We start from the raw sequence: 14,170 nt of genomic DNA on the forward strand, positions 1-14,170 counted from the left end.
GAACCTCTTTGGATCCATTCATGCGTCTGCTTGACCGTTCAAGAACAGCTATCTCCACGATCCTGGCGACGACCATCGCCCTTTGCGTGACCGAGGCCAGCGCGCAGAACCCGCCCGGCCAGCGCCCCGCGCCTGCCCCTGCTGGCGCTGCCCCGGCGCCCGCCGGCGCGGCCCCCGCAAATCGCGGCGCCGCCCCTGCGCCTGCCGGCGCTGCCGGTGCGCCCAGCGCCGCCGCTGTGCCCGCCGGCGCGGCCCCGCCTCCTCGCGGCGCGACCCCGGCGCCCGCTGGCTCCGCCCCGACGCCCGGCGCCGCCGCTCCTGCGCCGGCGGGCGCCGCGCAGGCCCCGGCCCCCGCCGGCGCCGCGGCGGCCACGCCGGGCGCCGCGGCCACGCCAGGCACCGCAGCGGTCGCCCCGGCAGCGCCCGGCGCCGCCCCGGGCGAGCCCGCCCCGGGCGCCGCGCCCGCGGGCGACGCTGCCGCGGAGGCCTTCGTCGAGCCCGATCCCAACGTCGCGACGCGGGACGACCTGCAAGGGCTGGTCACCGACCTCGAGAACTTCAAGTTCCAGTGGCAGCGCGAGCGCGATCTCCACACCGCCATCTCGACCCGCTCGCTCCTCGTCGGCGGCGTCGTCCAGGCGCGCATCGGGTGGACGGAGCAGCCGGTGACCACGGCGACCTCGAACGACCGCAAGGTGACGTTCGACATCGGCGCCGCGCTCCTCTCGTTCAACGGCATCCTCTACAAGGACTACGAGGAAGGGCGGAACCTGACCTACTCGCTGCGCTTCGGCGCCTCGCCCCAGCAGGCGAGCAACAACAGCTTCCTCAACCTGCTGGACGCCCAGCTCTCGTATTCCGTGCTGCCCACCCTCGCCCCCGAGGACTGGGTCCTGCAAGTCACGCTCGGCCAGCAGCTCTTGCCGTTCGGCCTGGAGGTCCCGGCGAGCGAGGAGCTCAAGCCGGTGATCACCAACGCGCAGTTCACGACGAAGCTCGGGCTCAACCGGCGCGACCTCGGCCTCATCATCCGGGGCGACGTGCTGCCGCAGGTGGACTACGGCTACAACTACCGCGCGCCCGTCCTCGCCTACGCCGTGGGCCTCGTCAACGGGAGCGGGCCGAACACGCCCGACGACAACAGCGAGAAGGACATCATCGGTCGGCTCGCGTTCACCGTGCCGTCCGACTACAACTCCCTCCTTCGCCAGATCACGCTCGGCGGGAGCGCGTACATCGGCTGGCAGAACACCTTCCTCAAGGACGAGAAGAAGACGCTGTCCGGAAAGGGCGTCAAGCGCCGTTACGGCGGTGACATCTACTACAACCACTACCCGATCGGCGTCACCTACGAGTTCATCTACGGCCAGGACGACGTGACGCTCGGGACCACGCCGGAGGATCCCCGGAAGACGAGGCTCTCGAGCCTGTCGCACGTGGCGACCTTCTTCTACAACTGGGGTGAGCAGTTCCTGAGGGGCTACCGGAACCAGGGCCGGTACGACGACTGGTGGCCGAAGACCTACCAGCCGTTCATCCGCGTCGACCTCTTCGACCCGAGCACCGAGGTGCCAGCGAACCGGGTCGACGTGTACACGCTCGGCTTCAACCTCTTCTTCGCGGAGACGACGAAGTTCCAGCTCAACCTCAACCGCCGGGACGACCGCACGAGCAAGGAGGGGGCCCGGCACGAGCTCCTGGCCCAGCTCCAAGGCGGCTTCTGAGCGATGCGCACCCGCTTCGGATACGGGCCCACCTCGACGTCTTCGGTGCTCGGCGCACTGGAGTGCGCCTGCGCGCCGAAGACGCCGATCTGGGCCCGTCTCCTGTGCGGGAGCGCATCGCTCTGGCGGCGGTTTAGCCGGCGATATCCAGAGAATTTACAGAGGAACATCATGAGACGAGCTCTTGTTATACTTCAGATATTTGTCGCGGCGGTCTTGACGTTCTCGGCGCAGGTGGCGCGGGCGGATGCGCCTAGCGTCATCCGGGTCGCGTTCGCGGGGGTGGGGATCGGGAACCGGCCGTTCGTGGGGGGGAGCAGCCTCAGCGTGGTGCACGCGCGCGGGCTCCTCGAGGAGGAGTTCAAGAAGGACAACATCAAGATCCAGTGGTCCTTCTTCAAGGGCGCCGGGCCCGCCGTCAACGAGGCGTACGCGAACGGGCTCCTCGACTTCGCGCTCCAGGGAGACCTGCCGTCGAGCATCGGCCGCGCAGGAGGGCTCAAGACGAAGCTCCTCGCCGGGGTGTCGACGCGACAGCACACCTACCTGGCCGTCCCGTCAGACTCGTCGATCTCGTCGCTCGCCGACCTCAAGGGCAAGAAGGTCGCCCTCTTCAAGGGCACGAACCTCCAGCTCGCCGTCAACAAGATCCTCGCGGGCAGCGGGCTGACCGAGCGCGATCTCCGGATCCTCAACATGGACTCCGCGACGGCGAAGGCGGCGCTCGCCACCCGCGACATCGACGCGGCGTTCGGCGGGTACGACCTCCTCACGCTCCAGGACCAGGGCATCGCGAAGATCGTCTACTCGACGAAGAACGACTCGCCGGCGTACCTGCGGCACGCACACCTGATCGTCACCGAGGACTTCGCGAACAAGTACCCGGACGTGACCAAGCGCGTCGTGAAGGTCGTCGTCCAGGCCGCCCACTGGATCGCACAGAACGAGGCGAACCCGGCGCCGATCTACCAGCTCTGGTCCAAGTCGGGCGTGCCGTACTCGAACTTCAAGGCGGACCAGACGGGCGACTCGCTCAAGGTGCGCGCGAGCCCGCTGTTCGATGAGTACCTGATCTCCCGCTACAAGGCGGCCGCCGCCGACGCGAAGCGGTTCGGCCTGATCAGGAACACGTTCGACGTCGACTCGTGGATCGATCTGAGGTTCCTGAACGCGGCGCTCAAGGAGCTGAACCTCGAGGGCTACTGGCCCGAGTTCGACGCGAACGGGAAGATCAAGCACCCCGGCAGGCAATGAGGGCAGCCCGCGCGCGGCGGTCTCGCCGCGCGCGCGGCAGGGCGGCCGACCACAACAGAAAGGCACTCAAGATGACGCAGCAGGGAATTCAAGAAAGCCAGGCCCAGGCCGCCTACAAGCTCGCGGCGCCCGAGGTGACGCTGCCCGCGGGCGGCGCGGCGCGCCTCCTGTCGCGCCGGGTGGGCAACGTCGCCGTGGGGCTGATCTTCCCGGCGGCGCTCCTCCTCGCGTGGAGCTACGCCTCGCAGCGCGAGCTGATCCCGCCGCAGATCCTGCCGGCGCCGGGGCTGGTCGTCCAGACGCTGACCGAGCTCGCGAGCTCGGGAGATCTGCACACGAACATCGCGACAAGCCTCGGGCGCGTCTTCGGCGGCTTCGCCATCGGCGGCGCGGCCGGCCTGCTGCTCGGCGTGGCCATGGGGCTCTCGCGGCGCGTCGAGGACTATGTTCACCCGCTCTTCAAGGCGCTCGCGCAGGTCCCCGTGCTCGCGTGGCTGCCGCTGTTCATGATGGTGCTGGGCATCGGCGAGTCGCTCAAGCTCGTCCTCATCGCGCAGGCCAGCCTCATCCCTGTGGCGCTGAACACGCTCCAGGGCATCAAGAGCGTCCCCCGGTCGTACATCGAGGTCGCGCGCGTCTTCCGGTTCAGCAACGTCCAGCTGCTCAGGAAGGTCGTGCTCCCCGCCGCCGTCCCGTCGATCGCGGTCGGGATCCGGTACGGCCTCACGCAAGCGTGGCTGTCGCTCGTCACGGTCGAGCTCCTGGCGTCCTCCGAGGGCGTCGGGTTCCTGATCGTCTGGGGCCGCCAGCTCTTCCAGCTCGACGTGGTGCTCGCGGCGATCCTCGTCGTGGGGGTCCTCGGGCTCGCGCTCGACAAGGGGCTCGAGAAGATCGAGGCCCGCCTCCTCCGCTGGCGGCGCGCCGCCCTGTAACCCTCGCACACTCCCTCGGATCGAACATGAGCGCCATCACCCATGCTCTGGACACGCCGCGGCTGCGCGGCCTGGTCCTGCCCGTCTTCGTCGTCCTCGCCTGGATCGTCGTCTGCCGCTACGAGCTCGCCAACACCCGCATCCTCGTCCCACCGCTCGCTGTCTGGGAGGCCGCGAGGGGCCTGCACGAGAGCGGGGAGCTCTGGGACCACCTCCGGGCCAGCCTGACCCGGGATCTCCTCGGGCTGTCGCTCGGGACCGCGGCCGGCATCGCCGTCGGCGGCCTCCTCGCCGTCTCGCGCGTCGCCGACAGGCTCTTCTCGCCGAGCTTCCACGCCGCGAAGCAGGTCGCGCTCTTCGCGTGGATCCCGCTCATGTCGGTGTGGCTCGGCGTGGGCGAGCAGGCGAAGATCGCCTTCATCGCGCTCTCGGCCTTCTACCCGGTCGTCGTGAACACCTACGAGGGCGTGCGGAGCGTCGGTGTCGAGCACATCGAGGTGGCGCGCGTCCTCCGCTTCTCGCGGTGGCAGGTGCTCCGCAAGGTCATCCTGCCGTCGGCGACGCCCTCGCTCTTCGCTGGCTTCCATCAGGCGCTCATCTACGCCTGGCTCGGCACCCTCGGGGCCGAGTACCTGCTCGAGCCCGCCCCTGGCGTCGGCAGCCTGATGGTCGACGGGCGCGAGCGCTTCGCCATGGATGTGGTGCTGGTCGGATTGATCGTGTCCGGCCTCGTGGGCTTCGGCCTGAACGTGCTGGCCACGGCCGCGGAGGACCGCCTGCTGCGATGGCGCGTCCGCGGCGTGTGAAATCTTGGAGGAACAAGTCATGAGCTCGCCCGGAGTCATCAACATTCGCGACGTCAGCAAGAAGTACGTTGTCAAAGACGAGTCGTTGCAGGTCCTCCAGGGGATCGGCCTGACCATCCACCCCGGCGAGTTCATCAGCGTCGTGGGCACGAGCGGTTGCGGTAAATCGACGCTCCTCCGGCTCATCGTCGGGCTGGACAGCGATTACCAGGGCGACATCCTCGTCGGCGGCGCGCGCGTCGAGGGGACGAGCCTCGACCGGGGCATCGTCTTCCAGGAGCACCGGCTCTTCCCGTGGCTCACCATCGAGCAGAACGTCGCGCTCGGGCTCGAGAGCTCGACGTGGCCGCAGGCCGAGAAGACCCGCGCGGTCGACGAGCACCTCGAGCTCGTGGGCCTGTCGGCGTTCAAGCGGGCCTACCCGCACCAGCTGTCCGGCGGCATGGCGCAGCGGGCGGCCATCGCGCGCGGGCTGGTCAACAGGCCGGGCATCCTGCTCCTCGACGAGCCCTTCGGCGCGCTCGACGCGCTGACCCGCACGAAGCTGCAGCAGGAGCTCCAGCGCATCTGGCAGAAGGAGAAGATCACGATGATCCTCGTCACGCACGACGTCGATGAGGCCGTGTTCCTGGGCGATCGGGTGGTGGTGCTCGAGCCGCGGCCCGGGCGCATCAAGCGCGTCGTCCCCGTCGACGTGCCGCGCCCCCGGTCCCGCACCGATCACGACATCAAGGCGCTCACCGACGAGGTGCGCAGCTACCTCCTCGAGGCGTGACGCGCCGCGCGGCTCCCGCGCGCCGGGGGCGCCCCTAGGGTCACGCCCCGACAAGACGCTGGCGCTCGGCCATGTCGTCCGTTATAATGGACGGAACATCCGCTATCATGGTGAGTAAAGCCCGATGACGATGCCGTTGCTCACGCTTCCCAACCCGGGTGCCCTGGCTCTTTCGCTGCGCGCCAAGGCGCTCGTTTTCGAGGATCCGCAGTCGCAGGCGATCCTCGATCGGATCCGGCAGCTCTCGCCGAGCGACGCGACGCTGCTCGTGACGGGGGAGACCGGCACGGGCAAGGAGCTCGTCGCGCGCCACATCCATGCGCTGAGCCACCGCCGTGGCCGGCCCTTCGTGGCGGTCAACTGCGGTGCCTGGTCGGAGTCGCTGGTCGAGAGCGAGCTGTTCGGTCACGAGAAGGGCGCCTTCACGGGGGCGACGACCTCGAAGGCGGGGTGGTTCGAGGCGGCGGACGGCGGCACGCTCTTCCTCGACGAGATCGGGGATCTCTCGCTGCCGCTCCAGGTGAAGCTGCTCCGGGTGCTGCAGGAGCGCGAGGTGGTGCGGCTCGGCTCGCGCCAGCCGATCCCGATCGACGTGCGGCTCATCGCGGCGACCAACGTGGATCTGGAGGCGGCGGTGACCGCGCGGAAGTTCCGCGAGGACCTGTTCTACCGGCTCAACGTGGCGACGCTCGCGCTCCCGCCGCTGCGCGAGCGGCCGGGCGACATCCTCCCGCTGGCGCGCTACTTCGTCGATCTCTACGCGCAGCGGCTCGGCTCGGCGCCGGCCGCGCTCACGGCGGAGGCGGCGGCGCGGCTCCTGGAGCACCCGTGGCCCGGCAACATCCGGGAGCTCGAGAACGCCATCCACCACGCGCTCCTGGTCTGCAAGGGCAGCCAGATCGCGGTGGCGGACCTTCGCCTCACCGCGCTCCAGCCGAGGACGGCGACGTTGCCTCCTCCTTCGGACAGGGGGGGTGACCGGTGGGCAGCGGACGTCGAGTCGCAGGTCAGGCCGGCGCAGCAGGCGGCGTCGCTGGAGGGCGCGCTGCTGGCGCTGTTCGAGCAGAACCTGCCGAACCTGCACGAGCAGATCGAGGAGACGATCATCCGGACGGCGTACCGCTATTGCGATCGCAACCAGCTCCAGACGGCGCGGCTGCTCGGGATCAGCAGGAACATCGTGCGCGCCCGGCTCGCGCAGTTCGGCGAGCTGGCGCGCTACCGCGCGGTGCGCGGCGGAGCGGCCGCGGCGGCGTTCGGGCGGGGGGAGGAGCGCTCCTCGTCGCGCGCCCCGGGGACGACCTGAGGGCGACCTGAGGGGCGCGTCGGCGCCGCTGCACGGGCCAGCGCCGTCGCGGAGCCGGCCCGGCCAGCGCCGTCGCGGAGCCGGCGCGGCGCGGCTCAGGAGCGCGGCGCGGGTGTCGGGCGCGAGCGGCCCGGCGGGCGGGGTCGAGCCCTCGTGCTCTGGGTCCGCGTCCCGAGGGCCTCGCGCACCGTCGTGGCCGTGGCAGCCCGTGCGATCCAGCGATCGAGCTTCGCCGCGTCGGCGCAGCCCCGGATGCGCGCCTCATCGTCCGGTGAAGGCGCGAGCCCGCGCGCCCGCAGCAGCGTGATGAGCGCCTCCTGCCGGCCCTTGGCCTCGCCTGCGGCGCGCCCCTTGGCCTCGCCCTCTGCGCGCCCCTTGGCCTCGCCTTCTGCGCGCCCCTTCTTCCGCCCCTGCGCTTCGAGGAAGAGGCGCAGCTTCCTGGCAGCGGGAGTTTCGGGGATCTTGTCGGGGTTCATCGAGGCCTCCCTGAGGAACTCCAGCATCCGCTCGCTGAGCACGGAGAGGATCGCACGCTGCTGGGCCCGTCGCAACGCGCGCGGTAGCCGCTCGGTCCGCTCGAACGCGCGCTCGACGACGGCGCGCGGAAATCGAAATGGCCCCGTCGACCTGCCCGAAATACACCACTCCTTCGCCGTCGCGCCGACCTCACCGGGGCTGGAGTGCTTCACTGAAAGAGCGCCAGCAGAGCGCCCGTGTTGCCCACCAGGGCGCGACGCGTCTCCACGTCTCGCGAGGCCAGTCCGGCGCGCGCTCGTGGCCTGTGGCGGTGGCTCAGGCGTGGCTAGCGCGCATGGAGGGCTGCCCGGCCCGGCTCGCGATCCAGCGCTCCAGATCGGCGCGCGAGGTCACGCCGCTGCGGCGGTCGACCTCTTGCCCGCCGTGGAAGAGCACGAACGTCGGCACCCCCTGGATCCGCCGGCGCTCGGCCTCCGCCCGATCGGCGTCGATGTCGAGCTTCAGGACCAGCACCTTGCCCGCGTTTCCGCGACCCAGCTCGTCGAGGACGGGCGCGACGACGCGGCACGGCCCGCACCAGGTGGCCCAGTAGTCGACCAGGACGGGGATGGGAGAGCTGGCGATTGCCTGCTCGAGCGCGGCCCCGTCCACCGGCTGCGGGGCGCCCGTCGTGTCGAGATGAGCCTTGCAGCGGCCACAGAGGGGCCGGTCCTTGACCCGCTGGTCCGCGACCCGGTTCATCGACCCGCACCGGCCGCAACGGTAGATAGCCATGCTCGTTCTCCTTGGCATCGCCGCCTGCCGCGGCATCGTGAAGATCTTGGATCCGACGTCTGCCTTGGCAACGGGGGCTTTACACTCAGCGATCGGGCTCCAGGGTCGGATCATGGAACCCACGAAAGAGAACGCAGGACCGGGCGAGCAGGCTCAGCAGCAAATCGGCGGCGAGCAGCAGGAGCCGGGAGCGCCGACGCGGCAGCTGAACGACGAGACCACGCAAGGCTCGAGCGACGTCGAGCAGATCGCCCGCCAGCAGGGGGCGTCACAGCGGGGATACACGGCAGACGGACCGCAGAACGACCGGCCGGCTCAGTTCGATCCGGAGCATCCGGGCGGGCGGCCCGAGGGCGATCCGCGCCGGTGACAGCGGGCTGAAGGGCAGGGCGCCGCGACGCGTTCCCGGCACGGCATGATGAAGGCGCGGGCGCTCGGCGCTGCGTGGCGAAGGCGCGGGTGCGATTGACGCGGCGCCGGGCCGAGCCTGTCACCGCGGCGGCGCCTCGCACGCCCGCCGCGTCACCTCGTGGCGGTAGGCGAACATCCGCTCCAGCTTGCGGCGGACGAACCGCTCGCCGCCGAGGCGGCCGATCGCGCCGAGCGGCAGATCGTAGTCCACGTGGTCGGTGAGGTAGCAGCCGCCGGCGCCGTCCGGGTCCGTGCGGTGGGTGTGGACCCAGCGCTTGAAGGGCCCGCTGCGCTGCGTGTCCTGGAACATCCGGCCCTGTTCGTACTGCGTGTGCTCGGCGACCCAGCGCAGCGGGACAGGGCCGACGCGCGTCTCCATCACCACGCGCGCGCCGACGAGGATCCCGCCGGTCTTCTCGAGGACGCGCGCGTGCTCCCAGGGGGGCGTCAGGCGCTCGAGGGCGTCGGGCTCCTCGTGGAAGGCGAAGACCCGCTCGGGGGGCGCGGCGATGCGCGTGCGCTTCTCGAAGATGGGCATGGCCGCACCATGGATCGCGGCCTGCCTGCGCGCCCGCGCCTCGCCGGGGACGGCGCCCTGTCCCGGAGCCCTGGACGGGCGGCGAGGGAGATTGCCGAGGTGGAGAGCGTTCCCCAGAGAAGAACCGCAGAGAGGAAACGCGCGGCGCTCCAGCGCCAAAGGACCATCGGACGGAAAGGACGGCGGCATGGCGATCGACGGGCTGGAACAGCTGGTGGAGTCGCGAATTCAAGCTGCGATCGCGCGCGGAGACCTCGATCGGCTCCCGGGCCGGGGCAAGCCGCTCAAGGAGGACGATCTCGCCGGGCTGACCCGCGACGAGCGGACGGAGGTCCTGCTCGCGCGGAGCGCAGGGAGCGCGCCCGAGGAGGTGCTGCTCCTGCGCGAGATCGCCGAGCTCCGCGGGGCGCTCGCGCGCGCCCCCGAGGGCACTGCGCGGCAGAGGCTCGCGCAGACGCTGCGGGATCGAGCGCTGCGCCTCAGCGTCCTGTTCGAGGCCTCGGGCAAGCACGTCCTGGTGAGGCTGCTCGACGGCGCGGCGCAGGCGGGCGCGGAGCTCGCCTCAGGGACCGGCGCCGGGTCGCGCCCGCCGCGCAGGAGCGCTCGATGACGGTCCGGCGAGCGCCCTCGCTCAGAATCTCCACGACCAGGTGATCGCGGCGGGCTCCGGCGCCGGCTCGGGCAGCGCGCCTGCCGCATACGGCGCCCGGGTCGGCTGGATCGGGTGGATGGCTGCGATCGCGAAGCCCGTGACGTGGCCCAGGATCATGCCGGCGCCGACGTCCTGCCACGAGTGCGCGCCCGAGCCGATCCGCAGGGCCATCGTCACCACGGTGGCCACCTCGGCGAGGGCGAGCGCCCCGAGGCGCGGCGTGGCATCGCCGGTCGTGCGCAGCGCGAGGTTGAGGCGCGCGCCCGCGATGGCCGCGACCGGGGTCGTGTGGCCGGACGGGAAGGCGTCGAAATCGAGGTCGGTCTCGCCGCAGCGATCCGTCCGCCACGCGCGCGGGCGGCACCGGCCCGACAGGCGCTTGATCATGCTCGAGAGGCCGGTCGACAGCGCCGCTGCTTCGATCTCGATCAGCGACGTCCTGAGCGCGCGGGAGTAGGGGTCGGGGACACCGGCGCCCGCGAGGTAGCTGCCCTCGAGGGCGTACCCGCTGCCGAGGAGGAGCAGCGTGCCCAGGGTGGCGCCGGTGATGTCGCTGGCGAGGCCGATCGCCTCGTTGCGCTCCTCGCTGGAGGCGGCGCCCCACGCCGAGCGGCGCTGGGGCAGCAGGTACGTCGCGAGCGAGGCGGTGCAGGCCGCGACGACGGCCACCTCGCCGGCCGGTGTCCCGAAGGCCCAGTCCGGGGCCGCCGGGCCCACCTGCGCGGCGGCGGGCGTGCTCCACGCCAGCGCGCACGCGCACGCGAGCGGGCCGGCGTATTTCACGGCTTCTTCGTTGCGGGTGGAGTTGCCTTGGGCGCCGCGGGCTGCGCGGGGGCCGCGGGCTTTCCGGCCTTGGGCGCCGCGGGCTGCGCGGGGGCCGCGGGCTTTCCGGCCTTGGGCGTCGCGGGCTGCGCGGGGGCCGCCTGCTGCGCGGGCGCCGCGGGCTTTCCGGCCTGCTGCGCCGCCGCCGCAGGCTTGCCCGCCGGCGGCTGTCCCGCCGTCACGCCGGGCGCCTTCTGCACGGTGACCGGACCGAGCTGCAGCGCCGAGAACTGCTCTCCGACGGCGCTGGCATCGCCCACCAGGACGACCCGCAGCTGCTCGGGCGCGAGGTACTTCTGCGCCACGCGCTGCACGTCCTCGGGCGTGATCCGCTGGATCCTGGCCGGCCGCGTCCCGAACTCGTCGAGCGGCAGATCGTAGACCGCGAGGCTCGCCACCGTCGACGCGGTCGCCCCTGCCGTCTCGAAGCGGGCCGGCAGCTGGCGGATGAGGTTCGCCTTGGCGTCCGCGAGCTCCTCGAGCGTGACCGGCTCCCTCCGCATCCGGTCGATCTCCGCGATGATCTCCCGCACGGCGGGGCCGGTGTTCTCCCGCACCACCGCGCCGCCAGCGGCGAACGGGCCGGGGCCGTGGCGCATGTCGAAGCCGGAGCGCGCGCCGTAGGTGTAGGCGTGCTTCTCGCGCAGGTTCAGGTTGAGCCGGCTCGAGAACTGTCCCCCGAGCAGGGTGTTCATCACGAGGATCGCGTCGTAGTCCTTCGTCGCGCGCGGCACGCCCGGCAGCGTCACCGTCACCGTCGACTGCGTGAGCCCGGGCCGGTCGACGAGCACGATGCGCGGCGCGCCCGCGCCGAGCGCCGCTGGGTCCGCGGGGAGCTCCGCCTGCGCCGGGACCGGCGGCGCGCCGAGCGGCCCCTTCCAGGCGCCGAAGACCCGCTCCACCTCCTTCACCGCGTCGGCCTTGGTGATGTTCCCGGCGATGGCCACCGTCGTCAGCTCCGGCCGGAACTGCGCCGCGTGGAACTTCGCGAGGGCGCCCGCGGTGATCTTCTTGAGCGCCGCCTCGGTGCCGAGCAGCGGCGCGCTGTACGGGTGGCCCTCGGGGTAGAGGACCATGCCCTGGGCGATGGAGAGGAGCGACGCGGGCCGGTCGTTCATCTCGGCGAGCTGGGTGATGCGGCGCGACCGCTCGCGCTCGATCTCCGCGGGCGCGAACGCCGGGTTCATGTACGCGTCGCCGAGCAGCGTGAGCATCTCGCCGAACCGCGGCGCCAGGCTCTCGCCCTGCACGCCGCCGCCGTCGAAGTTGACGCCGGACGAGAAGTTCGCGCCCAGCTTGCCGAGCGCGTCGCTGAACTGGAGCGCGTTGCGGGTCTTCGTGCCCTGCGTGAGCATCGCGCCCGCGAACGCGCCGACGCCCGGCGCGGCCTGGTCCGCGCCGCGGACGGTGGTCACGTCCACCGCCACGATCGGCAGCTCGTGCCGCTCCACCACGAGGACGCGGATCCCGTTGGCGAGCTTCGCCTCCTCGATCCGCGGCGGCACGAAGACCACATCGGGCCCTGGAGGCGGCGGCGAGCGGCGGAAGGCGTCCGGCGCCTCGGGCGCCGGCGGCGCGGCCGAGGTCGGCGCGGGCGGCGCTTTCGCGGTCGTGGCGGGCGGCGTCGACGTTTTCTGGGCGCAGGCGGCGAGCGCCAGCGCGGCGAGCGAGACGGAGAGGATTCGTTTCATGCGCATGGCTCAACCCCCCTTCGGCGCGGCCGTGCCGGCCGCGGGCTTCTCGACCGCGGGCTTCCCGACCGCGGGGTTCTTGACGGCCGGTGCTGCCGCAGGCTTGTCGTTCGCCGGCGCCGGCGCCGCCGTTGCGGGCTTCGCCGCCGCGGGCGCCGCCGCCGCGGGCTTCGCCGCCGCGGGGGCTGCTGCCGCCGGCGCCGCGGCCGCGGGCTTCGCTGCCGCCGGCGCCGCCGCCGCGGGCTTCGCCGCCGCCGGCGCCGCCGCTGCGGTCTGTTTCACGAGGCGCCCGGCCTTCGGGGCGCCCGGCTTCGGCGTCACGAGGGCGATCACGCGCCTGCCCTGGGGCAGGAAATCCGCCGTCGCCTTCTGCAGGTCGGCGGCCGTGGCCGTCTCGTACCTCGCGACGTCCTTCGGGAAGTACCCCGGGTCGCCGGCGAGCTGGTTGTAGTTGTTGATGGCGTTCGCGCGCGCGGTCACCTGCTCCATGCTGAAGACGAGGTCGGACAGCAGCTTCGCGCGGGCCCGGTCGTGCTCGTCCTGCGTCGGCGGCGCCTTGCGCAGCTTCTCGAGCTCGGCGTCGATCAGCTTGAGCGCCTGCTCCGGCGACTTGCCCTTCTTCAGGGTGGCGGTGATCTGAAAGGTGCTGGCGAGCTGGCTCGATTGCTGGCCCGCGAAGACGTCCTGCGCGATCTGGAGGTCGTAGACGAGCCGCTTGTAGAGCCGGCTCGTCTTGCCGGACGAGAGGACGTTGGCGACGAGGTCGAGCTCGGCGTCGCCGGGGGCGAAGCTGGGCGGCGTCACCCAGCTGATCGTCAGGCGGGGCAGCTCCACGTCCGCCTCGATCTCGAGGCGCTTCTCGGTCGCGAGGTCGCCCGGATCGGGCTTCGACACGACGGGCGGCGGGGCGCCCTTCGAGAGGGAGCTGAAGTACCTGTTGACGAGCTCCTTCGTCCTGGCCCTGTCGATGTCGCCCGCGATGACGAGGGTCGCGTTGTTCGGCGCGTAGAACGTCTTGAAGAAGGCCCGGACGTCATCCATCCGGGCGGCGTCGAGGTCCTCGGGCGTGCCGATGGTCAGCAGGTGGTAGGGGTGGCTCTCCGGGAACGTGGCCGCGCGGATGAACTGCGGCACGAGGCCGTAGGGCGCGTTCTCGTAGTTCTGGCGGCGCTCGTTCTTCACGACGTTGCGCTGGCTCGCGAACGTCTCCTCGTTCGCGTGGTCGAGCAGCCACCCCATCCGGTCGCTCTCCAGCCAGAGCACGAGGGCGAGCTCGTTGGCCGGGACGGTCTCGAAGTAGTTCGTGCGGTCGGTGTTGGTCGTCCCGTTGCGCTCGCTCGCGCCGGCGCGCTCCAGGTATTTGAAGTACATGTCCTCGCCGACGTTCTTCGAGCCCTGGAACATGAGGTGCTCGAAGAGGTGCGCGAAGCCGTTCTTCCCTCTCGGCTCGTCCTTGGAGCCGACGTGGTACCAGACGTTGACGGCCACGACGGGCGTGCGGCGATCCTCGTGCAGGATCACCTCGAGCCCGTTCTGGAGGGTGTACTTCTCGACCGGGATCATGACGCTCACGCTGGCCGAGGCGGGCGCCGCCGCCGCCGGCTTCGTCGCGGGCTGCGCCGCCGCTGCTCCCGGCGCTGCACCGGCCGGCGCCGCCGCCCCCGGCTTCGCCCCGGGCTGCGCCGCCGCGGGCTGCGCCGCCGCCGCCTTGACGGCAGGTTGCGCCGGCGCTGCGGGCTGCGCCGCCGCGGGCGGTGGCGCTGCGGCCGGCGGCGCGGCGTAGGCGGGCAACGTCAGGCCGAGCGCGGCGACGAGCGCGCTCGGCAGGGACGAGAGCGCCCGTAGGCGCCTCCGCTGGGACGGATGGTGGGCTCGCATGCGCGCGGTTCTACCGCAGATCGACCGAGGCGGAGCGCAAACTTCGCTCGCGGCGAGGCCGGATCGCCGCCGCGCGGATCACGCCCGGCGGCGGGTCCCGGTCGCAGCTGCCGGAGAGCTCACAGGAAGG

At 71.9% G+C, this 14,170-nt stretch carries 14 protein-coding genes; 8 read left to right on the top strand and 6 right to left on the bottom strand.

Features of this window, described 5'->3' with window-relative positions; all coding sequences use genetic code 11:
* The first annotated feature begins 20 nt into the window (after positions 1-20).
* The 6 genes from WME89_RS09600 to WME89_RS09625 all read left to right on the top strand — a co-directional run bounded on the left by WME89_RS09600 (position 21) and on the right by WME89_RS09625 (position 6,797).
* Positions 21-1,724: a hypothetical protein gene (locus tag WME89_RS09600; RefSeq protein ID WP_438008917.1), complete on the top strand. Its 1,704-nt coding sequence runs from the start codon at positions 21-23 to the stop codon at positions 1,722-1,724.
* 171 nt (positions 1,725-1,895) lie between these two features.
* The gene (locus tag WME89_RS09605; protein ID WP_438008918.1) at positions 1,896-2,978 is read left to right on the top strand and encodes an ABC transporter substrate-binding protein; all 1,083 of its coding nucleotides are present in this window, start codon (positions 1,896-1,898) and stop codon (positions 2,976-2,978) included.
* 71 nt (positions 2,979-3,049) lie between these two features.
* On the top strand, positions 3,050-3,910 hold the full coding sequence (locus WME89_RS09610; protein ID WP_438008919.1) for an ABC transporter permease: 861 nt from the start codon (positions 3,050-3,052) through the stop codon (positions 3,908-3,910).
* 26 nt (positions 3,911-3,936) lie between these two features.
* Positions 3,937-4,716 carry an ABC transporter permease gene (locus WME89_RS09615; protein ID WP_438008920.1) on the top strand — a complete coding sequence of 260 codons (780 nt, stop codon included), beginning with the start codon at positions 3,937-3,939 and terminating at the stop codon, positions 4,714-4,716.
* A gap of 19 nt (positions 4,717-4,735) precedes the next feature.
* The gene (locus WME89_RS09620) at positions 4,736-5,491 is read left to right on the top strand and encodes an ABC transporter ATP-binding protein (RefSeq protein WP_437624833.1); all 756 of its coding nucleotides are present in this window, start codon (positions 4,736-4,738) and stop codon (positions 5,489-5,491) included.
* Between the two features lie 130 nt (positions 5,492-5,621).
* Positions 5,622-6,797, top strand: coding sequence for a sigma-54 interaction domain-containing protein (locus tag WME89_RS09625; RefSeq protein ID WP_438011916.1), 1,176 nt, complete (start codon positions 5,622-5,624; stop codon positions 6,795-6,797).
* A 95-nt stretch (positions 6,798-6,892) separates the two neighbouring features.
* Here WME89_RS09625 and WME89_RS09630 read toward each other — a convergent pair whose 3' ends face one another.
* Positions 6,893-7,486, bottom strand: a complete 594-nt coding sequence (locus tag WME89_RS09630) for a hypothetical protein (RefSeq protein WP_438008921.1) — start codon at positions 7,484-7,486, stop codon at positions 6,893-6,895.
* A 103-nt stretch (positions 7,487-7,589) separates the two neighbouring features.
* Positions 7,590-8,048, bottom strand: a complete 459-nt coding sequence (gene trxA, locus WME89_RS09635; RefSeq protein ID WP_438008922.1) for a thioredoxin — start codon at positions 8,046-8,048, stop codon at positions 7,590-7,592.
* Here trxA and WME89_RS09640 point away from each other — a divergent pair.
* Positions 8,047-8,418, top strand: coding sequence for a hypothetical protein (locus tag WME89_RS09640; RefSeq protein WP_438008923.1), 372 nt, complete (start codon positions 8,047-8,049; stop codon positions 8,416-8,418). The genes trxA and WME89_RS09640 overlap by 2 nt on opposite strands.
* Before the next feature lie 120 nt (positions 8,419-8,538).
* Here the strand turns inward: WME89_RS09640 and WME89_RS09645 are convergent, their stop codons facing one another.
* Complete coding sequence (locus tag WME89_RS09645; protein WP_438008924.1) at positions 8,539-8,997, bottom strand: SRPBCC family protein; 459 nt, start codon at positions 8,995-8,997, stop codon at positions 8,539-8,541.
* 187 nt (positions 8,998-9,184) lie between these two features.
* On the opposite strand from WME89_RS09645, the gene WME89_RS09650 reads away from it, so the two are divergent.
* Positions 9,185-9,607 (top strand): DUF1992 domain-containing protein, encoded by a 423-nt coding sequence (locus tag WME89_RS09650; protein ID WP_438008925.1) that lies wholly within the window; start codon positions 9,185-9,187, stop codon positions 9,605-9,607.
* A 21-nt stretch (positions 9,608-9,628) separates the two neighbouring features.
* Here the strand turns inward: WME89_RS09650 and WME89_RS09655 are convergent, their stop codons facing one another.
* Genes WME89_RS09655 through WME89_RS09665 form a run of 3 tightly spaced genes read right to left on the bottom strand, consistent with a single transcriptional unit; the run spans position 9,629 to position 14,040 of the window.
* The gene (locus tag WME89_RS09655) at positions 9,629-10,432 is read right to left on the bottom strand and encodes a phosphatase PAP2 family protein (RefSeq protein ID WP_438008926.1); all 804 of its coding nucleotides are present in this window, start codon (positions 10,430-10,432) and stop codon (positions 9,629-9,631) included.
* Positions 10,429-12,168 (bottom strand): M16 family metallopeptidase, encoded by a 1,740-nt coding sequence (locus WME89_RS09660; protein WP_438008927.1) that lies wholly within the window; start codon positions 12,166-12,168, stop codon positions 10,429-10,431. Before WME89_RS09660 ends, WME89_RS09655 begins: the two co-directional genes overlap by 4 nt.
* Positions 12,169-12,171: 3 nt before the next feature.
* Positions 12,172-14,040 (bottom strand): M16 family metallopeptidase, encoded by a 1,869-nt coding sequence (locus WME89_RS09665; protein WP_438008928.1) that lies wholly within the window; start codon positions 14,038-14,040, stop codon positions 12,172-12,174.
* Between the last annotated feature and the right edge of the window lie 130 nt (positions 14,041-14,170).

Source organism: Sorangium sp. So ce321 (assembly GCF_051530195.1).
Classification (GTDB): Bacteria; Myxococcota_A; Polyangia; order Polyangiales; family Polyangiaceae; genus Sorangium.